Genomic DNA, 20,450 nt, shown 5'->3' on the forward strand with positions numbered 1-20,450 from the left:
TATGGAATTTTTACTACTGGAAAGTCCCGCCCTTGCCTCTGCTGTGGCCGGAATCCTGGGCCTCCTGGTCGGCAGCTTCCTCAACGTCGTCATCCACCGCCTGCCACGGATGATGGAGCGGGACTGGCACCTGCAGTGCGCCGAACTGCGGGGGGAAACGGCTCCGGAAAAGGAACGGCTGAGCCTCGCCGCCCCGGCCTCCCGTTGCCCCCATTGCGGCCACGCCATCCGGGCCTGGGAGAACATCCCGGTCCTCAGCTTCCTGCTCCTCAAAGGCCGCTGTTCCGGTTGCCAGGCCCCGATTTCCCTGCGCTACCCGTTGGTGGAAGCCTTCACGGGCCTGCTCTCCGCCTTCACGGTGTGGCACTTCGGCCCGACCCTGGCAGCAGCTGCCGCCCTGTTGCTGCTGTGGGCCATGGTGGCCCTGACCGGCATCGACTTCGACACCCAGCTGCTGCCGGACTCCATCACCCTGCCCCTGCTCTGGCTCGGCCTGCTGTTCAACATCTCCGGCACCTTCACCGACATCAGCTCCGCCGTCATCGGCGCCATGGTCGGCTACCTGTCCCTGTGGAGCGTCTACTGGCTGTTCAAGCTGGCCACCGGCAAGGAAGGCATGGGCTACGGCGACTTCAAGCTGCTGGCCGCCATCGGCGCCTGGCTCGGCTGGCAGATGCTGCCCCTGACCATCCTGCTCTCCTCCCTGGTCGGCGCCGTCGTCGGCGTGGCCCTGATCGTGCTGGCCCGCAGGGGCCGCAACGTGCCCATTCCCTTCGGTCCCTATCTGGCTGCTGCGGGCCTGCTGGCCCTGTACTGGGGCCAGGAACTGACCCAGTCCTACCTGCGGCTGCTCTAGCCGCTTGAATTCTCCGGGTTTCACCCCCATTTTCCCAGCCGGGGCCTGCATAAGGCCGGCCCCGGTTCGGGTATAATTTCGCTTTTCCGGAGTTCCTCATGCCGATTTACGAATACCGTTGCCCCGCCTGCGGCCATCAGCAGGACCACATGCAGAAGATGAGCGACGCCCCCCTGACCGCCTGTCCCCAGTGCGGCAAGGACGGCTACGCCAAACAGATTTCTGCCGCCGGCTTCCAGCTCAAGGGTTCCGGCTGGTACGCCACCGACTTCAAGGGCGGTAGCGGCGCCTCCCCGGCCAGCAGCAAGACGGCCGACAACCCGCCGCCCTGCCAGGGCGGCGACGGAGCATGCGCGTGCGCGGGCAGCTGATCAAACGCTATTTCATCACCGGGCTGCTGATCTGGGTGCCCCTGGCCATCACGGCCTGGGTGCTGAACCTGATCATCGGCACCATGGATCAGTCGCTGCGGCTGCTGCCGGAGGCGATCCATCCGCGCAACCTGTTCGGCTTCGACATTCCGGGGGCCGGCGCCATCCTCACCCTGCTGATCATCCTCGTCACCGGGGTGGCGGCGGCCAACTTCATCGGCGAAAAGCTGGTGCGCTGGTGGGAAAAGCTGCTGGCCCGCATCCCGGTGGTCAATTCGGTCTATAACAGCGTCAAGCAGGTTTCCGACACCCTCTTCTCCCAGAGCGGCCAGGCTTTCCGCAAGGCCCTGCTGGTGCAATACCCGCGCCAGGGCTCCTGGACCATCGCCTTCCTCACCGGCCAGCCCGGCGGCGACGTGGTCAATCACCTGGTGGGCGACTACGTCAGCGTCTATGTGCCGACCACGCCCAACCCCACTTCTGGCTTTTTCCTGATGCTGCCGCGCAGCGACACCATCGAACTGGAAATGAGCGTGGACGAGGCCCTCAAGTACATCATTTCCATGGGCGTCGTCGCACCGCCGGCCCGGCACCTGCCGCCGCCCCAGCCCCATCACTGAACCACAAGAATCAACCCTTCTGGAATCACCATGCGTACTCATTATTGCGGACAACTCAATTCCGGCCTGAACGGCCAGGAAGTCACCCTTTGCGGCTGGGCTCACCGGCGGCGCGACCACGGCGGCGTCATCTTCATCGACCTGCGGGACCGGGAAGGCCTGGCCCAGGTGGTGTGCGATCCGGACCGGGCCGACATGTTCAAGGTGGCCGAGTCCGTGCGCAACGAGTTCGTGCTGAAGATCACCGGCAAGGTCCGCCCCCGCCCCGAAGGCACCGTGAACCCCAACATGGCCAGCGGCGAGATCGAAATCCTCTGCCATGAAATCGAAGTGCTCAACGCCGCGGTGACGCCCCCGTTCCAGCTGGACGACGACAACCTGTCCGAGAACGTGCGCCTGACCAACCGGGTCATCGACCTGCGCCGGCCCCAGATGCAGAAGAACATGATGCTGCGCTACAAGACGGCCATGGCCTTCCGCCGCTTCCTCGACGGCCAGGGCTTCATCGACATCGAAACCCCCATGCTCACCAAGAGCACCCCGGAAGGCGCCCGCGACTACCTGGTGCCCTCCCGCGTGCATCCGGGCCAGTTCTTCGCCCTGCCCCAGTCCCCCCAGCTGTTCAAGCAGATGCTGATGGTGGCCGGCTTTGACCGCTACTACCAGATCACCAAGTGCTTCCGCGACGAGGACCTGCGCGCCGACCGCCAGCCCGAATTCACCCAGGTCGATATCGAGACCTCCTTCCTCAGCGAAGACCAGATCACCGCCATCATGGAAGAGATGGTGCGCTACGTCTTCAAGGAAGCCTTGGCCGTCGAGCTGCCCGCCCCCTTCCCGCGCATGACTTACGCCGAAGCCATGAACCGTTTCGGCTCCGACAAGCCGGACCTGCGCGTCACCCTGGAACTGACCGAAGTCACCGACCTGGTGGCCGACGTGGCCTTCAAGGTCTTCTCCGGCCCGGCCACCAGCGGCGGCCGTGTCGCCGCCCTGCGCGTGCCCGGCGGTGCCAGCCTGACCCGGGGCGAGATCGACGAATACACCAAGTTCGTCGGCATCTACGGCGCCAAGGGCCTGGCCTACATCAAGGTCAATGACGCCTCCCAGCCCAACGAGACCGGTCTGCAGTCCCCCATCGTCAAGAACCTGCACGAAGCCGCCCTCAAGGGCATTCTGGAGCGCACCGGCGCCCAGTCCGGCGACCTGATCTTCTTCGGCGCCGACAAGACCAAGGTGGTGAACGATGCCCTCGGCGCCCTGCGCGTCAAGCTCGGCCACGAGAAGGGCTACCTCAACGGCAAGGCCTGGGAACCCCTGTGGGTGGTGGATTTCCCCATGTTCGAGTACGACGAGGACGACAAGCGCTGGACCGCCTGTCACCACCCCTTCACCAGTCCCAAGGACGGCCACGAGGAGTTCCTCTTCACCGATCCGGGCAAGTGCCTGGCCAAGGCCTATGACCTGGCCCTCAACGGCTGGGAAATCGGCGGCGGCTCCGTGCGTATCCACAAGGCCGACGTGCAGGCCAAGGTTTTCGAAGCCCTCAACATCGGTGCGGAAGAGCAGCAGCTCAAGTTCGGCTTCCTGCTCGACGCCCTCAAGTACGGCGCCCCGCCCCACGGCGGCCTGGCCTTCGGCCTGGATCGCATCGTCACCATGATGGCAGGCGCCGAATCCATCCGCGACGTCATCGCTTTCCCCAAGACCCAGCGCGCCCAGTGCCTGCTCACCGACGCTCCCTCCGACGTGGACGAGAAGCAGCTGAAGGAGCTGCACATCCGCCTGCGCCAGAAGGTGGAAGCCCAGGTCGAAGTCAGCAAGGGCTAAAGCAAGCCCGCCGCCATGCGCCGCTCCCGCCTCCTGCCCTCCCTGCTGGCCGGCCTGGCCCTGCTGGGCGGGCTGCTGGCGGGGCCGGCCGCGGCCCGGGAACCCAATCCCGGCCCGGCTTTCGGCGATGCCAGCGTCTCCGTCCAGGAGCTGCCGGCCGAGGCCCGCAGCACCCTCAACCTGATCCATCGCGGCGGCCCCTTCCCCTACCCCAAGGACGGCAGCACCTTCGGCAACTTCGAACGGCGCCTGCCCCTGCAGCCCCGGGGCTACTACCGCGAGTACACGGTGGACACCCCCGGCGCCCGTAACCGGGGCGCCCGCCGCCTCATCGCCGGCGGCCAGCCGCCGGTGGTCTTCTACTACACCGACGACCACTACCGCAGCTTCCGTCGTCTGCGGGACTGAACCATGACCGGCAAACCATCCCGCACGCCCGACTTTCCCGCCCTGCTGGCCAAGGCCGACCTGGCCGGCCCCTACCGCCTGCGCCCGGACCAGGCGCCGACTGCCCTGGCCGCCGCCCGGCAACTGGGCCTGAGCGTGGCCGAGATCGGCCTGGACGGCGACTTCCTCGCCGAGCTGGGACGGCAGTTGCAATTCCCCGAACACTACGGCGCCAATTTCGACGCCCTCTACGACTGCCTCACCAACCTGGCGGCCAGCCCGGGCCAGGGCTGTCTGCTGCTGTTCACCGGCGCCCCTGCCGCGGGCGCGGATGAAGATGACGAGGACAGCCCGGTGGATACCCTCATCGCGGTGCTGCAGGCCGCCGGCGACGAATGGCGGGAGCAGGGCCGCCCCCTGTGGGCCCTGTTCGCCGTCCCCGGCCTGGCCCTGGATTCCCTGCCGGCGTGAGCGCCACCCCGGGCGAAACGCCCAAGCCCTACAAGCGGCCCGTTTCCGTACTGGTGCTGATCCACACCCCGGAACGGCAGATTCTCCTGCTCGAGCGTGCCTCCCACCCGGGCTACTGGCAATCCGTCACCGGCAGCCAGGAGGGCGACGAGCCCCTCGACGCCACGGCCCGGCGCGAGGTGCTGGAGGAGACCGGCATCGACATCGCCGGCGAAGGCCTGCCCCTGCGCAACTGGCAGCAGAGCCACGTCTTCGAGATCTTTCTCGAATGGCGCCATCGCTACGCCCCCGGCGTCACCCACAACACCGAACACGTCTATTCCCTGGAGCTGCCGGCGCCCCGCCCGGTGACCCTGGCACCGGGCGAACACCTGGACTACTGCTGGCTGCCCTGGCAGGAAGCTGCTGACAAGGTCTTCTCCTGGACCAACCGGGACGCTATTCTCCAGCTGGCCCAGCCCTAGAGGCCCAAGAGACGGCCATCCCAGGCCGCTACTGCCGCAGCGCCTCACCACGCCTTGCCCTGCCGGCACCCCGGCTCGTCATGCCCGTCCCTTTTTGATGCCAGCCCTGGCGCTGCTGGTGGTCTTCGTGCTTCCATTGGTCATCGTCATTCCCGTCCCATCTCCGCCATGCGCCGTCCCGCCCTGTTCTGCCTGCTGCTCCTCTGTTCCTCCCTGGTCCTGGCCCACGGCCATCCGGTGGCGGTGGCCGACGGCCACCCGGACGCGCCCCGCCTGAAGCTGTGCAACCGGGCCGAGGACGTGGCCCTGCAGGCCCTCGGCGACCGGGACAAGGGACGTCCCCTGCGCCCCCTGCCGGCCGAAGAGGCCCATGCCGCCTTTCTCCAGGCCCTGGCGCACCAGGTCTATGAGGAGCCCCAGATCCGCAGCCCCAAGTTCGCCCAGAGCATGGCCCGGGGCCGCTGCAACGAGTACTGGGAGGCCCGAGGGGAGGGGCAGAACGCTCGCCCTTGAAAAGTTTTTGCCATGCCCTATATAGGAAACAGAAGGTGCCGTATGGATATGGCATCCGCCCTGAGTCCTTGAAGGAGAGATCATCATGAGCAATCACCTGACCCGCCTCAGCCAAGCCGGACTGGACCCGCTCGACGACCTGTTCCGGGGTTTCTTCGTGCGCCCGGTAGAGTTTTCCAACCAGACCCAGGCGCCCAGCATCAAGATGGACGTCAAGGAAGATGAAAAGGCCTATCTGGTGCACGCCGAACTGCCGGGCGTGAAGAAGGAGGACATCCATGTCCATGTGGAAGGCAACACCGTGGCCATCAGCGCCGAGGTCAAGCAGGAGAAGGAAGTGAAGGAAGGCCAGCGCCTGCTGCGCTCCGAACGCTACTTCGGCAAGGTTTCCCGCTCCTTCCAGGTGGCCCAGGACATCGATGACGCCCAGGCTTCCGCCAGGTTCAACGACGGCGTGCTGGAACTGACCCTGCCCAAACGGGCCGCCGCCAGCAGCAAGCGCCTCACCATCGACTGAGCCTGCGCCGCTCCCCAGACAGCCGGCAGCCACTGCCGGCTTTTTCTTTCCGCCCCCCGGCGGGTAGAATTCCCGGGTCTTTCATTCGGGAAACACCATGACCACCCCCACCCCCGCCCAGCAGGCCGCCATCCTGGCCGAAGCCCTGCCCTACATCAAGCGCTTCCACGGCCGCACCATCGTCGTCAAATACGGCGGCAACGCCATGACCGACGAGCACCTCAAGCAATGCTTCGCCCGGGACGTGGTGCTGCTGAAGCTGGTGGGCATGAACGTGGTGGTGGTCCATGGCGGCGGCCCCCAGATCGAGAACATGCTCGGCCGGGTCGGCAAGAAGGGCGAATTCATCCAGGGCATGCGCGTCACCGACGCCGAAACCATGGAAGTGGTGGAAATGGTCCTGGGCGGCCAGGTGAACAAGGACGTGGTCAATCTCATCAACCGCGCCGGCGGCAAGGCCGTGGGCCTCACCGGCAAGGATGGCGGCATGATCCGGGCCAAGAAGCTGCTGCTGCCGAACAAGGAAAACCCCGACGACCTGATCGACGTGGGCCAGGTGGGCGACATCGTGCAGATCGACCCCTCCCTCATCGGCAACCTGGAAGGCGCCGGCTTCATCCCGGTGATCGCCCCCATCGGTGTCGGCAAGGATGGCGAAACCTACAACATCAATGCCGACGTGGTGGCAGGCAAGGTGGCCGAGGTGCTCAAGGCCGAGAAGCTGGTGCTGCTGACCAACACCCCCGGGGTGCTGGACAAGGCCGGCCAGCTCATCACCGGCATCACCCCCAAGCAGATCGACGACATGGTGGAGGACGGCACTCTCTCCGGCGGCATGCTGCCCAAGATCAGCTCCGCCCTGGATGCCGCCCGCAACGGCGTGAAGAGCGTGCACATCATCGACGGCCGGGTGGAACATGCCCTGCTGCTGGAAATCCTCACCGACCACGGCGTCGGCACCATGATCAAGAGCCACTGATGGCCATGCCCCGGGGCTGGCGGCAGGGTGGCCAGCCGGTCTGGATCTTCGATCTGGACAACACCCTGCACAACGCCAGCCCCCACATCTTCCCCCACATCAACCGGGCCATGACCGCCTACATCCAGCGCCACCTGGCCCTGGACGAGGCGGCCGCCCAGGCCCTGCGCCAGGACTACTGGCACCGCTACGGCGCCACCCTGCTGGGCCTGATGCGGCACCACGACATCGACCCCCACCATTTCCTGCGGGAAACCCACGACCTGGAGGTATTGCTGCCCGGCATCGTCTTCCAGCGGGGGGTCAAAGCCATGCTGCAGCGCCTGCCGGGACGCAAGATCGTCTTCTCCAACGGTCCCCAGCACTACACCGAGGCCGTGCTCGAGGCCACCGGCATCGCCGACTGCTTCGCCGCCGCCTATTCGGTGGAGCGGGTGCGTTTCCGGCCCAAGCCCGAGAGCCACGGCTTTCGCCACCTGTTCCGGGCCGAGGGCCTGAATCCGCACCGCTGCATCATGGTGGAGGACAGCCTGCCGAACCTGGCCACGGCCAAACGGCTCGGCCTGAAGACCGTCTGGGTGAGCACTGACTCCGCCGCCAGGCTGCGCCAGCCGGCCTATGTGGACGTCACCCTGCGCAACATCCTGGACCTGCCCCGGGCCCTGCGCCAGCTATAATTTCCCCACCAACAACAAGGGGGAGAAGCACCATGGCCAGCAAGCCCGGCGAACGCAAGCTGCAGATACTGCAAACCCTGGCGGCCATGCTGGAACAGCCCCAGGGCGAGAAGATCACCACGGCCGCCCTGGCCGCCCGCCTCGAATGCTCCGAGGCCGCCCTTTACCGTCACTTCGCCAGCAAGGCCCAGATGTTCGAGGGCCTCATCGAATTCATCGAGACCAGCCTGCTGGGCCTCATCAACCAGATCACGGCGGAAGAGGAAATGGGCCTGAAGCAGGTGGAACTGATCCTGCACCTGCTGCTGGGCTTTGCCCAGCGCAACCGGGGCATGACCCGGGTCCTCACCGGCGATGCCCTGGTGCACGAAAACGAGCGCCTGCAGGCCCGCATCAACCTGTTGCTGGAGAAGCTGGAGGCGGCCCTGCGGCAGTCCCTCAAGGTGGCGGCCACCCAGGAGGACCTGAGCCCCGCCACCGACTTCGCCGCCCTGGCCAACCTGCTGCTGTGCCACGTCAGCGGCCGCTGGCAGCAATACACCAAGAGCGGCTTCAGCCGGGAGCCCCTGGCCCAATGGCCCCAGCAATGGCCCATGCTGTACGGGGCCTGCCTCAGCCAGGCAGCCTGACTTCCAATCGCCATGGACAATGAAAAAGGGCGCCGCGGCGCCCTTTTTCATTGGAGTAAGCGACCGCTTACTTGCGCAGCCACTCCGCCGCATCCAGGGCAAAGTAGGTGAGGATGCCGTCGGCGCCGGCCCGCTTGAAGGACAGCAGGGCTTCCAGGACGCAGGCCTCCTCGGCCAGCCAGCCGTTCTGGATGGCGGCCTTGAGCATGGCGTACTCGCCGCTCACCTGGTAGGCGTAGGTCGGCACGCCGAACTGCTCCTTGACCCGGCGCACGATGTCCAGATAGGGCATGCCCGGCTTCACCATCACCATGTCGGCACCCTCTTCCAGGTCCTGGGCCACTTCCCGCAGGGCCTCGTCCGTATTGGCCGGGTCCATCTGGTAGGTGTACTTGTTGCCCTTGCCCAGGTTGGCGGCGGAACCGACGGCGTCGCGGAAGGGGCCGTAGAAGGCGGAGGCGTACTTGGCGGAATAGGCCAGGATGCGGGTGTAGATCAGCTTTTCCGCTTCCAGGGCCTGGCGGATGCTGCCGATGCGGCCATCCATCATGTCGGAGGGCGCCACCACGTCGGCGCCGGCCTGGGCGTGGCAGACAGCCTGCTTGATCAGCACTTCCACGGTCTCGTCGTTGAGCACGTAGCCGCTGGCGTCGATCAGCCCGTCCTGGCCATGGATGGTGTAGGGGTCGAGGGCCACGTCGGTGATGACGCCCAGCTCCGGGAATTCCTTCTTCAGGGCCTGCACCACGGTGGGCACCAGGCCTTCCGGATTGTAGGCCTCGGCCGCATCCAGGCTCTTGCGGCTGCCGTCCACCACCGGGAACAGGGCCAGGGCGGGCACGCCCAGCTTGAGGGCGCGCTCGGCGGTATGCAGCAGCAGGTCCAGGCTCTGGCGGCAGACGCCGGGCATGGAGGCGACGGCTTCGCTGCGCTGGCTGCCTTCGAGGACGAAAACGGGATAGATCAGGTCGTCCGCAGTGAGCACGGACTCACGCATCAGACGACGGGAGAAATCATCGCGGCGCATGCGCCGCATGCGGGTGGCGGAGAACTTTCCGGGGATGGTTTGGCTAGTCATGGCAGGCGGTTCTGAACCCAGTAAAAAATTTTCAAAAAAATTGCACGGTTTGGGAACTTCTCTCCCCCAAGGCCTCTCTTAGAACGCAGATGGCTCACACCGTCTCCCGCTTTACCTCCCTGAGCGGGTGCCTTAATCAAGTTAATTAAGGCATTTCGGCCCCCGGTTACCCCTTTACCGGGGGCTTTTTTATTTCTGTGCCGGAGCCTTGGCCGGCTTCGGTTTGGCCGGTTTGCCCCCCGCCAGCACGGCTTTCTTGTTGCCCGGGGCGTGGGTCCGGTTCTGCTTGGCACCGGCGGCGCTCTTGGCCGAACGGATCGGCCGGGGCGGCGGCGCCGGGCGCGGCAGCGGCACTTCCATGCCCATCCAGCCGGCAATCACCTTCTCCGCCTCCTCGACGCCGGTCTTCTTCAGGCTGGAGAACAGCTGGACGGTGCAACGTTCCCCCAGATCGGCCATGGCGGCCTTGACCTGACGCAAAACCAGGGACTGTTCCTGCCGCGTCAGCTTGTCCGCCTTGGACAGCATGATGTGCAGGGGCTTGCCCGTGGCGGCAAACCAGTCGATCAGGTTCTGGTCCAGCTCCGTCAGGGGATGGCGGCTGTCCATGATCAGCACCAGGCCGGACAACGGCCCGCGGTGCTGCAGGTAGGGGCCGAGCAGGCCCTCCCACTGGGAACGGATTTCCTCCGGCGCCTTGGCATAGCCGTAGCCGGGCAGATCGACCAGGAACTTGCCCTCTTCCAGCTTGAAGAAGTTCAGGTGCTGGGTGCGGCCGGGGGTTTTGGAAACGAAAGCCAGCCGGGTATGGTTGGCCAGGGTATTGATGGCGGACGACTTGCCGGCATTGGAACGGCCGGCAAAAGCCACCTCCGCCAGGGCGTCCTCGGGCAGATCCCGCAAATGGGCGACGGTGGTTAAAAAAACCGCCTTTTGAAACAGGGCCATGGTGGGCCTTCTCCTTTTTCCGCTCCTCGCTTCGGAGCACCGAAGTGATATAGAATAGCAGGGTTTCGGCTTTTGCTTTCACGGGGTTCAGCCCCCAGGCGAGGCAAACTCCGGCCGCAGCAATGCTCAAAGAATAACCCTGGCCTCCCGGGAGGGGCCGCGCGATCCCGCTCCGGCGGCCTAGCGTCTATACCGAATTTTTTGGATCGATAGAAGGAGTTTGGACATGATTCGCACCACGGCTCTGGCGCTTCTGCTCGCCGCCAGCTTCACCGCCCACGCCAACCCGGAAGCTGCTGCCAAACCGGACCCCGCCAAGGGCAAGCCCATTGCTGAAGCCGTCTGCGGCGCCTGTCACGGCACCGACGGCAACAGCCTGGCTGCCGCCAACCCCAACCTGGCCGGCCAGATCCCCGAATACATCGTCAAACAGCTGTCCAACTTCAAGCCCGGTGCCGACGGCAAGGCGCCCCTGCGCAACAACGCCATCATGGCCGGCATGGCCGCCACCCTGGCCACCGAAGACGACATGAAGAACGTGGCCGCCTACTTCGCCGCCCAGACCCTGAAGCCCCAGGTGGCCAAGGACGAAAAGCTGGTGGCCCAGGGCCAGAAGCTGTGGCGCGCCGGCGACGTGAAGAAGGGCATCCCCGCCTGTGCCGGCTGTCACGGCGCTGCCGGTGCCGGCCTGCCCGCCCAGTTCCCCCGTCTGGCCGGCCAGTGGGCTGAATACACCGAGAACCAGCTGAAGACCTTCCGCTCCGGCGAGCGCGGCAACGATCCGGAAAAGATGATGCGCACCATCGCTGCCAAGATGAGCGACCAGGAAATCAAGGCCGTGGCCGAGTACGCTGCCGGCCTGCGCTAAGCCGCACTCCCAGCAGCACCGAAAAGGGTGGCGTTTGCCACCCTTTTTCTTTTTCTGCGGCATTTTTTCCGGCGCCGGCGGTCCTACCGCCAGCCACGGAAATTATTTGCCGCCGGAGGGAATTGGCAGCCGGGGATTTCCGTATATCCGTATGCAACATCACCCTACGGAGATCACCATGAAAATCCACACCTACATCGCCGGCATCGTTCTCGCCACCGGACTGGCCGCCTGCGCCAGTTACGGCGGCCCCGCTCCAGCCACGGTCGCCCAGGACGCCCTCACCGGCAGCAACGGCATGACCCTCTACGTCTTCGACAAGGACCCGGCGGACGGCAGCAAGAGCGTCTGCAACGGCCCCTGTGCCAGCAACTGGCCGCCCCTGTTCGCCAACGAGATGGACCGGGCCAACGGCCACTTCAGCATCCTCACCCGGGACGACGGCAAGAAGCAGTGGGCCTACCGGGGCAAGCCCCTCTACTACTGGGTCAAGGACCAGAAGCCGGGAGACCGCAGCGGCGACGGCGTAAACAACGTCTGGCACGTGGCCAAGCCCTGAACCATGGAGGAAGCGCCGCTCCTGGCCGAGATACCCCGGCTACGCCGCTACGCCCGGGCCCTGGTGGGCGACCGGGCGGCGGCGGACGACCTGGTGCAGGACACCCTGGAACGGGCCTGGAGCCGGCGCCGCAGCTGGCAGGATGACCGCCCCCTGCGTCCCTGGCTGTTCTCCATCATGCACAACCTGCGCCTGGATCAGCTGCGCCGCCCCGGCATCGCCCCCCAGCCACTGGACGAGCGAATCCCGGAACCGGGTACCCGGCCCACCCAGAGCGACGCCCTGGAACTGGCCGACCTGGCGGCAGCCCTCTACCGCCTGCCGGAGGAGCAACGGGCGGTGATCCTGCTGGTGGCACTGGAAGACATGAGCTACGACGCCATAGCCCAAACCCTGGCCATCCCCCGGGGCACCGTCATGTCGCGCCTCTTTCGCGGCCGCGAGCATCTGCGCCGCCTCATGGCGCCGGAGTCCGGCGTCACCCATTTGAGGGTCGTACCATGACGCCCCAACCCATTCACGAAGACGAGCTCCAGGCCTGGGCGGACCGGCGCCTGCCCGCCGAGCGGCAAGCGCAGGTGGAGTCGTACCTGGAACAGCATCCCGACACCCACGACCGACTGCAGGCCTACCAGGCCCAGAACCGGGGCCTGCAATCCCTCTTCCAGCCGGTGCTGGAGGAGGACATTCCACCGCACCTGCAGGAACTGCCCCGGCCGGCGCCCCTCCTCCGGCAGCGCTTCCTCACCTGGCCCTGGCAGAGCGCCGCCGCGGTACTGCTGGTGCTGTCGGGCGCCCTGGCCGGCTGGCAGGCCCATACCTACCTGCCGTCGCCCAGCCTGGCTGCAGCCCTGCCCCGCCAGGCGGCCATCGCCCACGCGGTGTATGCACCGGAGGTGCGCCACCCGGTGGAAGTCGGCGCCGACCAGGAAACCCATCTGGCCGCCTGGCTGTCGAAACGGCTCGGCGCTCCCCTGCACCCGCCCCGCCTCGGCGCCCAGGGCTTCGAACTGGTGGGCGGGCGCCTGCTGCCGGGCGGCCAGGGCCCCGTGGCCCTGTTCATGTACCAGGACGGGGGCGGCCAGCGCCTGACCCTCTATGTCAGCGGCGAAGGCACCGGCAGTGGCGACACCTCCTTCCGTTTCAGCCGGGAAGGGGACGTCAGCGTTTTCTACTGGGTGGACGGTCGCTTCGGCTATGCTTTGTCCGGCACGCTGGACAAGGCAAGCCTGGGCACCATCGCCACCCAGGTCTATCAACAACTGGAAGCCCGCTAGGCCGGCCCGCCCCGAGCCTGCCCAATCCTCACCTCCGGAGCCGCCCATGCTGATCCGCCGCCCCCCCGACCTGCTGCCATCCGAGATTACGCCGGAGCCCCTGGCCCGGGGTCGCCGTGCCCTGCTCAAAGGCCTCGGCGCCGGCGCCGCCCTGGCCGGCCTGGGGCTGCCCCAGATCAGCCAGGCCGGCAGCCTCGGCACCCTGCGCCCCAGCCCCTTGAGCAGCGACGAAAAGCTGACGCCCCTCAAGTCGGTCACCGGCTACAACAACTTCTACGAGTTCGGCACGGACAAGGAGGACCCGGCCCGCCACGCGCCCGGCCGCCTCAAGACCCGGCCGTGGACCGTCACCGTGGAAGGGGAAATCAAGCGCCCCCGCACCTTTTCCATCGACGACCTGCTGAAGCTGGCGCCCCTGGAGGAGCGCATCTACCGCATGCGCTGTGTCGAAGGCTGGAGCATGGTGATTCCCTGGGTCGGCTTTCCCCTGGCGGAGCTGATCCGGCAGGTGGAACCCAACGGCCAGGCCCGCTTCGTCGAATTCGTCACGCTGGCGGACCCCCAGCAGATGCCCGGCGTCCGCTCTCCGTTGCTGGACTGGCCCTATGTGGAAGGACTGCGCCTGGACGAGGCCCAGCACCCCCTGACCCTGCTCGCCGTCGGCCTCTATGGCGAGGTGCTGCCGGCCCAGAACGGGGCGCCGATCCGTCTGGTGGTGCCGTGGAAGTACGGTTTCAAGAGCGCCAAGTCCATCGTGCGCATCCGCTTCGTCCGCGAACAGCCCCGCAGCACCTGGATGAAGGCCGGCCCCAGCGAATACGGCTTCTACTCCAACGTCAATCCGGCGGTGGACCATCCCCGCTGGAGCCAGGCGACGGAGCGCCGCATCGGCGAATTCATCAAGCGCAAGACCCTTCCCTTCAACGGTTACGCCGACCAGGTGGCCGGCCTCTACAGCGGCATGGACCTGCGCCGCTTCTTCTGACATCTTCCGCCCATGACCTTCCAGCCCACCCCGCGCCAACTCTCCGCCATCAAGGCCGCCCTGTTCCTGCTCACCCTGCTGCCGGCCCTGCACTACGCCCACGGCCTGTGGTCGGACAGCCTTGGGGCCAATCCCATCGAAGCCCTGACCCGGGGCATGGGCATCTGGACCCTCAACTTCCTCTTTCTCACCCTGTGCGTCTCGCCCCTGCGCAAGCTCTCCGGCTGGCACTGGCTGCTGCGCCTGCGCCGCATGCTGGGGCTGACGGCCTTCGCCTACGGCTGCCTGCACCTGCTCACCTACCTCTGGCTGGACCAGTTCTGGGACGTGGACGCCATCGCCCGGGACATCTGGAAGCGCCCCTTCATCACCGTCGGCGCCACCGCCTTCCTGCTGATGCTGCCCCTGGCCCTGACCTCCAGCCACGCCGCCATCCGCAGCCTCGGCGGCAAGCGCTGGCAGAGCCTGCACCGGGCCGTCTATGCGGTGGCGATCCTGGGGGTGGTGCATTACCTGTGGCTGGTGAAACGGGTGGCCCTGCTGGACCCCATCATCTACGCCCTGGTCCTGGCCATCCTGCTGGGATGGCGCGTGGTGGAACGCATCCGGCTGAACGGCCCCTGGCCGACCCGCAGCACGCCGCCGGCAGTGCAGCCCGTCGTCTTCATGAAGCGGGATGCGGCGGCGGCCCTGGGGATGCCGAAGAAGCGCTAAAACAAAGGGCCCTGGGCACTCGTGCGCCCAGGGCCCGCCAATATCGGGAAGATGGGGACGGCTTGACCGCTAGGGGCGGTTGCGATCGAAGCGGACGATGCTGCGCCCGTCGGCAGTCTTCTTCGGCGCAGTTTTCCAGGCGTGGCCGTAGACCACCTCCAGCGTCACCGGCACCCGGCCGTCCCTGGCCTTGGCGGCAAAGGCGGCGGCTGCCTGGCGCCACAGACGGGGCGTCATCAGGCCGTGGCGGCGCGCCGTCATGGCGACGGTGTCGCCGGCGGCCTTCAGTTCGGCAGCCAGGGCGTCAAAGTCCGGATAGGTCAGGGTGAGGATTTCCATATCCATCACCGGATCGGCGAAACCGCAATGGACCAGCAGATCGCCCCAGTCGTGCATGTCGATGAAGCGCTGGGTGTGGGCGTAGCCATCACCGAAGGCGGCCCGCAGTTCCTTCAGCGTATCCGGGCCGAAGGTGGAAAACATCAGCAGCCCCCCGACTTCCAGGGTGCGATGCAATTCCTTGAGCACCGGTTCCGGGTCATTCACCCAGTGCAGCATGAGGTTGGACCAGAGCAGGGAGAAACTGCCGCCGGCAAAGGGCAGCCGGGCCGCCTCGCCGCCCGCCAGGGCCGGCCCCCGGGAGCCACCGCCGAGCCAGGCGGGAAGCCGGGAAAGCAACGGGCCACTGGCCGGATGCTGGCGCCGGGCCTGGTCCAGCATGGCCGGCACGGCGTCCACACCAACGGTGAGGGCCTGGGGATAGCGGGCCTGGAGAGGCGCCAGGTCGGCGCCGGTGGCGCAGCCCAGATCGAGGATGCGCGCCGGTTCCAGGCGCACGTAGTCGAGACGTTCGGCCATACGGCCGCCCACTTCCCGGGCGACAAAGGCGGCGCCGTCGTAGCCGGCGGCGGCACGCGCAAAGGCGCGCCGCACCTGGCGGTCGTCCACCAGGGGAGCCGCGGCCTGTTCCATGGGGCTTAGACGGGCTTGAGGCCGAGCTTGGCGAACATGGCGTCGTCCTGGTCGGCCTGGGAGTTGCCGGTAGTCAGGAGCGCTTCGCCGTAGAAGATGGAATTGGCACCGGCCAGGAAGCACAGGGTCTGCAGTTCCTCGCTCATCTCGTGGCGACCGGCGGAGAGGCGCACATAGGAGGTGGGCATGGTGATGCGGGCGGCGGCGATGGTGCGCACGAACTCGATACCGTCCACCGGATTGACGTTGGCCAGGGGCGTGCCGGGAATCGGCACCAGGTTGTTGATGGGCACGGATTCCGGCGCCTTGGGCAGGTTGGCCAGCTGGGCGATGAGGGCCGCCCGGTTCTTGCGGGTCTCGCCCATGCCGATGATGCCGCCGGAACAGACGTTGATGCCGGCATCCCGCACCTGCTCCAGGGTGTCGATACGATCTTCCTGGCAATGGCTCTTGATCACCTGGCCGTAGAATTCCTTGTCCGTGTCCAGGTTGTGGTTGTAGTAGTCGAGGCCGGCATCCTTCAGCTTTTCGGCCTGGCCGTCCTTGAGCATGCCCAGGGTGACGCAGGTCTGCAGACCCAGGGCCTTGACGGCGGAAATCATTTCGGTGACCTTGTCCAGGTCCTTGTCCTTCGGACCGCGCCAGGCGGCGCCCATGCAGAAGCGGGATGCACCCCGGTCCTTGGCGGCCTGGGCGGCCTTGAGCACGTCATCCAGGGGCAGCAGGGCTTCCCGCTCCACGTCGGTGCTGTAGCGGGCGGACTGGGAACAGTAGCCGCAGTCCTCGGAACAGCCGCCGGTCTTCACGGAGAGCAGGGTGGAACGCTGGATCGCATTGGGGTCGAAGTTTTCCCGGTGCACCTGCTGGGCGCGGAAGACCAGGTCCATGAAAGGCAGATCGAACAGGGCCTGCACCTGCTCCAGGCTCCACACCGGCTTGTCGGTGGCAGCATGGGCGGAAGCACTATTGGCGGCGGGAGAAGTGGCGGAAACGGCGGCTGCGACTGCATTCATGGCAAAACCTTTGCGAAAAACCCTACTGGCATCCATACTATTAAGTATGGCTCATAATTATGAATAATCCCGGAGCACGGGTGAAATGTCAATTGTAGCCCAAAGCCGGAAAGTCCTCGGGCGGGCCTGGAAATTCGCTTTGAATTCAGTGCTTCCGGCCAGTTGCCTGCTGTGCCACGACCGCTGTGAGGAAGGCATGCTGTGCGCCGCCTGCCGTGACGACCTGCCGCTGCTCGGCGCCAATGCCTGTCCCCGCTGCGCCGAACCCGGCACCGGCGGCCTGACCTGTGGCCACTGCCAGAAGCAGCCTCCCCACTTCGACCGCGCCTGGGCCTCATGGCGTTACGAGCATCCCGTGGACCGGCTGATCCAGGCCTTCAAATATCAGGGCCAGCTGGGACTGGCACCGCTCTTCGCCGAAGGGCTGGCGCGACAGCTGGCACCCCTGGCCGACCAGTGGGACGCCATCGTGCCCCTGCCCCTGCATGGGGAGCGGATGGGCGAGCGGGGCTTCAACCAGAGTCTGGAACTAGGCAAGCACCTGGGCCGGCTGCTGAACCTGCCGATCCTGTCCCAGGTCTGCCAACGGACGCGAGCGACAACGGCCCAGGCAGAACTGCCCATCGACAAGCGCCACGCCAACGTCCGCGGCGCCTTTCATTGCACCACCGCCCTCGACGGCCAACGGCTGCTCTTGCTTGACGACGTCCTCACCACCGGCGCCACCCTCTCGGAATGTGCCAGAACCCTGAAACTGCATGGCGCACGACAGGTGGATGTAGGCGTCATTGCCCGCACCTGTCATCATTAGCCTTTTTTCGCCACCGCCCCGATGTCCTTTTCCTATCAGCGCCATCTGCAGTGCAGCCTGTTCCTGGTCGGGGCCATGGCCTGCCTGCCCTTCCTCAATCCGCACCACTACAACCCCATACCCTCCTTTTATGCGGAGTGGTGGGCCGGCCTGCTTGGCCTGTTGGCCAGCAGCCTGTTCCTGCGGGAGCCGGCACGCCAGGATCTGCGCCTGCCCCTGGGCGCCCTGATTCCCTTTGCCCTCATTGCCCTGTTCCTGTTTCAGCTGGTTGCCGGCAAGGTCCATTTTCTGCACCAGGGCCTGCTCTTTTGCCTCTACCTCATCTGGGCCTGCCTCATGCTGCTGCTGGGCCGGGTGCTGGTCAGGGAAGCCGGCCTGGAACGCTTGGCGCAGACGCTATCCTTCGGCTTTCTCTGCGGCGGCTTGATGAGCCTCCTCATCGTCGGCCTGCAGTTGTATCGTCCCGACTGGCTGGGCCTGGAATTCATTTTCCCCACCCGCAATGGCCAGGTCTTTGCCAACCTGGGGCAACGCAACCAGTTCGCCGACTATCTTTAGCTGGGAGTCCTCTCCGCCATCTATCTCCAGGCCCGGCAGCGCCTGCGTCTGTGGCAGTTCCTGCTGGCCTCCATACCCCTGGCCCTGTGCGCCGTCTTCACGGCCTCCCGCTCCGTCTATCTGTACATCGCAGCCACGGCCATCCTGAGTTTTGCCGTGGGCTATCGGCAGTCCGACTTTGCTTCGATTCGCAGAGGTACCGGGTGGGTCATCGCCGCCGCATTGCTGGTGGAGCTTGCCAAGCACTTCGGCAACGTGAGCGACGTTGCCATGGTCACGGCCGGTGAGCGCCTGTACAGCGACCCCGGCGGCATTTCCACCCGTTTTGCCTTGTGGCTGATCGCCTGGAACAGTTTCCTCCAGGCTCCCCTGCTGGGCGTCGGCCTGGGCGGTTTCTCCTGGCAGACCTTCGCCCTGGCCGGCTCCGTCCCTCCGGGCAGCCTGCCGGGTGCGGCGGAACACGCACACAACCTTTTCGCCCAGCTGCTGGCCGAATTCGGCATCGCCAGTTTGCTGACCCTGATGCTCGTCGGCGTGGCGCTGTGGCGCGAATTCCGGAAGCAGGCATGGGGGCATGGGCATTGGTGGGGACTGGCCGCCATCGCCATCGTCGGACTGCACAGCCAACTGGAATACCCCCTGTGGTACGCCTTCTTCCTTGGCCCCATGGCCATCCTCCTGGGAGCGCTGGCCCCCAGGCCCATTTCCATCGACCTGGGCAAGCTCGGCCCCCGGGCAATGGCGCTGCTGCTGCTGGCCGGCATCTGGGTCATGGGCAACCTGTATCGGGACTATTCCCTGCTGGAGGACACCATGCACTGGCGGGATATCGATACGACCCAGCAGGCCTCCTGGCCGGAAGTGCATACCCGCTTGAGCAAACTCTACGGCGAGTCCCTGTTCCCCCACTACGTCCAGCTCTACTACGCGCTGGCCGCCCCCATCAGCCCGGACAATCTGGAGGAAAAACTGGCAATCACCGCCGACAGCCTGTTGTTCTCGCCGGTGGATCGACTGGTCTTCAAGTATCCGGCCCTGCTGGCCCTGGCCGGGCGCCAGGATGAGGCCCAACAGATGCTGCAGCTGGCCATCCTCGCCTATCCTGCCCGGGTGCCAGCGGCCCTGCGTCAGGTGCGGGTTCTGGCCGACAAGTATCCGGAAATCAGGGCGCTGGCAGCATCCCTGGAAAAGGCCGAGGCGGCCGCCAGGCAGCCCTCCGGATTCAGCGCAGGCGCTGCTCCACAAACGCAGCCATCTCCGGTGTCAGGGAACCGCTAGCCCGGGCCGTCTGGAAGGCCGTACGGGCTTCTGCCCCGTTACCCTGGGACTCCAGGGCGAGGCCAAGGCCGATCCACCAGCGACCGTCATTGGGACTGAGGCGCAAGGCCGCCCGGTAGTGCTCGGCGGCATCCTTGCCATTGCCCAGCCGCTGCAGGACATTGCCGGCCAGCCCCTGGTAATCGGCGTTGTTGGCGCCCGCCCCCATGGAGGCCTGCAGGCTCTGCCAGGCGCCTGCCGCATCCCCCTTTTCGATCTGCAGCCGCGCCAGGGTCATGGCCCACTGATAGCGCCCGGGCTGAAGTTGTACCGCCTCGGCCAGCAACTCCCGGGCCTCATCATAGGAACGCTGCTCCAGCAATGCCTTCAGTAGCAGCTGCCGGGCGGCTGCGTGAGTGCCATCGACCTTCAGACAGGAGCGCAGTGCATCCATGCCGGACTTGAGCTGCCCCTGGGCCAGCAGGGCAGCACCCCGCCGGTACTCGGACTCGGCACGCTCCTGGGGAGTGGCCTGCAGGGGCGTTTTTTCGATGTGAACAGGTCCATCCCGCGTTTCACCTTTGCTCGCAACACTGGCAGCAACCCCGCTCGCAGCTTTGGCAGGGACGGCTTGTGGCACGGTCACAGGAACTGGTGCAACCGCAGGGCTCTCCTTCGCCAGCGGGGCACTCCGGTTTTCCTGGGGAACGGATGATTGCCGCGGCTGGGGCATCGAAAGTACATCCGACAGCCGCAAGGGCATGGGCTCCGCGGCAGCGGGGACCGGCACCGGTGCCTCTATCGGCACGCTGCCCCCCGCGGCTGGGGCAGCCGGGGGCTCATCCGTCGGGATTCCAGGGGGAGACACCACGGCCGCGGCTACAGGCGCAGCCCCACTTTGCGTTGCCAAAGGCAGGTAAAAATAAACGGCTGCCGTCGTCAGGGCGATACTGCCGCCGGCGATAACCCAAGGCAGAATGGAAGAACGACGGCTCGGAGGAAGGGAACGTACCTCGTTGGGCAGGGCCCGCTGCACTTCTCCTGCCTGGCGCTGGTCCAGATCCTGCAGCATCTGATTGATCAGGCTCATGGCAAC

26 protein-coding genes are annotated in these 20,450 nt (G+C 66.3%); 21 read left to right on the forward strand and 5 right to left on the reverse strand.

The annotated features are described in order from the left end of the window. Nucleotide 1 precedes the first annotated feature (1 nt). The 12 genes from OEL49_RS15725 to slmA all read left to right on the forward strand — a co-directional run bounded on the left by OEL49_RS15725 (nucleotide 2) and on the right by slmA (nucleotide 8,314). Nucleotides 2-856 carry a prepilin peptidase gene (locus OEL49_RS15725; protein ID WP_014236419.1) on the forward strand — a complete coding sequence of 285 codons (855 nt, stop codon included), beginning with the start codon at nucleotides 2-4 and terminating at the stop codon, nucleotides 854-856. Between the two features lie 98 nt (nucleotides 857-954). After that, nucleotides 955-1,227, forward strand: a complete 273-nt coding sequence (locus OEL49_RS15730; protein WP_287875576.1) for an FmdB family zinc ribbon protein — start codon at nucleotides 955-957, stop codon at nucleotides 1,225-1,227. Then, nucleotides 1,206-1,847, forward strand: coding sequence for a DUF502 domain-containing protein (locus OEL49_RS15735; protein WP_014236417.1), 642 nt, complete (start codon nucleotides 1,206-1,208; stop codon nucleotides 1,845-1,847). The genes OEL49_RS15730 and OEL49_RS15735 overlap by 22 nt, the downstream gene beginning before the upstream one ends. 30 nt (nucleotides 1,848-1,877) lie before the next feature. Next, nucleotides 1,878-3,677, forward strand: a complete 1,800-nt coding sequence (aspS, locus tag OEL49_RS15740) for an aspartate--tRNA ligase (protein WP_287875578.1) — start codon at nucleotides 1,878-1,880, stop codon at nucleotides 3,675-3,677. A gap of 15 nt (nucleotides 3,678-3,692) precedes the next feature. Beyond that, complete coding sequence (locus OEL49_RS15745) at nucleotides 3,693-4,085, forward strand: ribonuclease domain-containing protein (RefSeq protein WP_287875580.1); 393 nt, start codon at nucleotides 3,693-3,695, stop codon at nucleotides 4,083-4,085. A gap of 3 nt (nucleotides 4,086-4,088) precedes the next feature. Beyond that, nucleotides 4,089-4,535 (forward strand): barstar family protein, encoded by a 447-nt coding sequence (locus tag OEL49_RS15750; RefSeq protein WP_287875582.1) that lies wholly within the window; start codon nucleotides 4,089-4,091, stop codon nucleotides 4,533-4,535. Next, on the forward strand, nucleotides 4,532-4,999 hold the full coding sequence (gene nudB / locus OEL49_RS15755) for a dihydroneopterin triphosphate diphosphatase (protein ID WP_152090504.1): 468 nt from the start codon (nucleotides 4,532-4,534) through the stop codon (nucleotides 4,997-4,999). Before OEL49_RS15750 ends, nudB begins: the two co-directional genes overlap by 4 nt. 168 nt (nucleotides 5,000-5,167) lie before the next feature. After that, nucleotides 5,168-5,512: a hypothetical protein gene (locus OEL49_RS15760; RefSeq protein WP_287875585.1), complete on the forward strand. Its 345-nt coding sequence runs from the start codon at nucleotides 5,168-5,170 to the stop codon at nucleotides 5,510-5,512. 85 nt (nucleotides 5,513-5,597) lie between these two features. Further along, entirely contained in the window at nucleotides 5,598-6,029 is a 432-nt protein-coding gene (locus tag OEL49_RS15765) for an Hsp20/alpha crystallin family protein (protein WP_014236411.1), read from the forward strand. Between the two features lie 97 nt (nucleotides 6,030-6,126). Next, entirely contained in the window at nucleotides 6,127-7,008 is an 882-nt protein-coding gene (gene argB, locus OEL49_RS15770; RefSeq protein ID WP_014236410.1) for an acetylglutamate kinase, read from the forward strand. Continuing rightward, a complete protein-coding gene (locus OEL49_RS15775) occupies nucleotides 7,008-7,685 on the forward strand; it encodes a pyrimidine 5'-nucleotidase (RefSeq protein WP_014236409.1) in 678 nt (225 codons plus the stop codon). The genes argB and OEL49_RS15775 overlap by 1 nt, the downstream gene beginning before the upstream one ends. 32 nt (nucleotides 7,686-7,717) lie before the next feature. Beyond that, on the forward strand, nucleotides 7,718-8,314 hold the full coding sequence (gene slmA / locus OEL49_RS15780; protein WP_014236408.1) for a nucleoid occlusion factor SlmA: 597 nt from the start codon (nucleotides 7,718-7,720) through the stop codon (nucleotides 8,312-8,314). Between the two features lie 67 nt (nucleotides 8,315-8,381). On the opposite strand, the gene hemB is transcribed toward slmA, so the two are convergent. Then, nucleotides 8,382-9,392, reverse strand: a complete 1,011-nt coding sequence (hemB, locus tag OEL49_RS15785) for a porphobilinogen synthase (protein WP_014236407.1) — start codon at nucleotides 9,390-9,392, stop codon at nucleotides 8,382-8,384. A 189-nt stretch (nucleotides 9,393-9,581) separates the two neighbouring features. Next, nucleotides 9,582-10,340 (reverse strand): ribosome biogenesis GTP-binding protein YihA/YsxC, encoded by a 759-nt coding sequence (gene yihA, locus OEL49_RS15790; protein WP_014236406.1) that lies wholly within the window; start codon nucleotides 10,338-10,340, stop codon nucleotides 9,582-9,584. Nucleotides 10,341-10,566: 226 nt separating this feature from the next. Between yihA and OEL49_RS15795 the strand changes: the two genes are divergently transcribed. The 6 genes from OEL49_RS15795 to OEL49_RS15820 all read left to right on the forward strand — a co-directional run bounded on the left by OEL49_RS15795 (nucleotide 10,567) and on the right by OEL49_RS15820 (nucleotide 14,743). After that, on the forward strand, nucleotides 10,567-11,208 hold the full coding sequence (locus OEL49_RS15795) for a c-type cytochrome (RefSeq protein ID WP_014236405.1): 642 nt from the start codon (nucleotides 10,567-10,569) through the stop codon (nucleotides 11,206-11,208). Nucleotides 11,209-11,386: 178 nt separating this feature from the next. Continuing rightward, nucleotides 11,387-11,767, forward strand: coding sequence for a hypothetical protein (locus OEL49_RS15800; protein ID WP_014236404.1), 381 nt, complete (start codon nucleotides 11,387-11,389; stop codon nucleotides 11,765-11,767). Nucleotides 11,768-11,770: 3 nt separating this feature from the next. After that, nucleotides 11,771-12,271 carry an RNA polymerase sigma factor gene (locus OEL49_RS15805; RefSeq protein WP_014236403.1) on the forward strand — a complete coding sequence of 167 codons (501 nt, stop codon included), beginning with the start codon at nucleotides 11,771-11,773 and terminating at the stop codon, nucleotides 12,269-12,271. Then, the gene (locus OEL49_RS15810; RefSeq protein WP_014236402.1) at nucleotides 12,268-13,044 is read left to right on the forward strand and encodes an anti-sigma factor family protein; all 777 of its coding nucleotides are present in this window, start codon (nucleotides 12,268-12,270) and stop codon (nucleotides 13,042-13,044) included. The genes OEL49_RS15805 and OEL49_RS15810 overlap by 4 nt, the downstream gene beginning before the upstream one ends. 46 nt (nucleotides 13,045-13,090) lie before the next feature. After that, nucleotides 13,091-14,029, forward strand: a complete 939-nt coding sequence (gene msrP / locus OEL49_RS15815; protein WP_014236401.1) for a protein-methionine-sulfoxide reductase catalytic subunit MsrP — start codon at nucleotides 13,091-13,093, stop codon at nucleotides 14,027-14,029. A 12-nt stretch (nucleotides 14,030-14,041) separates the two neighbouring features. Further along, on the forward strand, nucleotides 14,042-14,743 hold the full coding sequence (locus tag OEL49_RS15820) for a sulfite oxidase heme-binding subunit YedZ (RefSeq protein WP_287875594.1): 702 nt from the start codon (nucleotides 14,042-14,044) through the stop codon (nucleotides 14,741-14,743). Between the two features lie 69 nt (nucleotides 14,744-14,812). On the opposite strand, the gene OEL49_RS15825 is transcribed toward OEL49_RS15820, so the two are convergent. Both OEL49_RS15825 and bioB read right to left on the reverse strand, forming a co-directional pair. Next, nucleotides 14,813-15,715 (reverse strand): methyltransferase domain-containing protein, encoded by a 903-nt coding sequence (locus tag OEL49_RS15825; protein ID WP_014236399.1) that lies wholly within the window; start codon nucleotides 15,713-15,715, stop codon nucleotides 14,813-14,815. 5 nt (nucleotides 15,716-15,720) lie between these two features. Continuing rightward, entirely contained in the window at nucleotides 15,721-16,728 is a 1,008-nt protein-coding gene (gene bioB / locus OEL49_RS15830; protein WP_014236398.1) for a biotin synthase BioB, read from the reverse strand. Between the two features lie 148 nt (nucleotides 16,729-16,876). On the opposite strand from bioB, the gene OEL49_RS15835 reads away from it, so the two are divergent. From OEL49_RS15835 to OEL49_RS15845, 3 genes are all read left to right on the forward strand, one after another. Beyond that, a complete protein-coding gene (locus OEL49_RS15835) occupies nucleotides 16,877-17,539 on the forward strand; it encodes a ComF family protein (protein WP_238526364.1) in 663 nt (220 codons plus the stop codon). Nucleotides 17,540-17,560: 21 nt separating this feature from the next. Beyond that, complete coding sequence (locus OEL49_RS15840; RefSeq protein ID WP_287875597.1) at nucleotides 17,561-18,097, forward strand: hypothetical protein; 537 nt, start codon at nucleotides 17,561-17,563, stop codon at nucleotides 18,095-18,097. A 78-nt stretch (nucleotides 18,098-18,175) separates the two neighbouring features. Further along, nucleotides 18,176-19,375 (forward strand): PglL family O-oligosaccharyltransferase, encoded by a 1,200-nt coding sequence (locus OEL49_RS15845; RefSeq protein WP_331489327.1) that lies wholly within the window; start codon nucleotides 18,176-18,178, stop codon nucleotides 19,373-19,375. On the opposite strand, the gene OEL49_RS15850 is transcribed toward OEL49_RS15845, so the two are convergent. Further along, nucleotides 19,320-20,444, reverse strand: coding sequence for a tetratricopeptide repeat protein (locus tag OEL49_RS15850; protein WP_014236395.1), 1,125 nt, complete (start codon nucleotides 20,442-20,444; stop codon nucleotides 19,320-19,322). The two genes, OEL49_RS15845 and OEL49_RS15850, sit on opposite strands and share 56 nt — an antisense overlap. Nucleotides 20,445-20,450 lie beyond the last annotated feature (6 nt).

Origin of the sequence: Azospira sp. (genome assembly GCF_030247495.1) — a bacterium.
Classification (GTDB): domain Bacteria; phylum Pseudomonadota; class Gammaproteobacteria; order Burkholderiales; family Rhodocyclaceae; genus Azospira; species Azospira oryzae.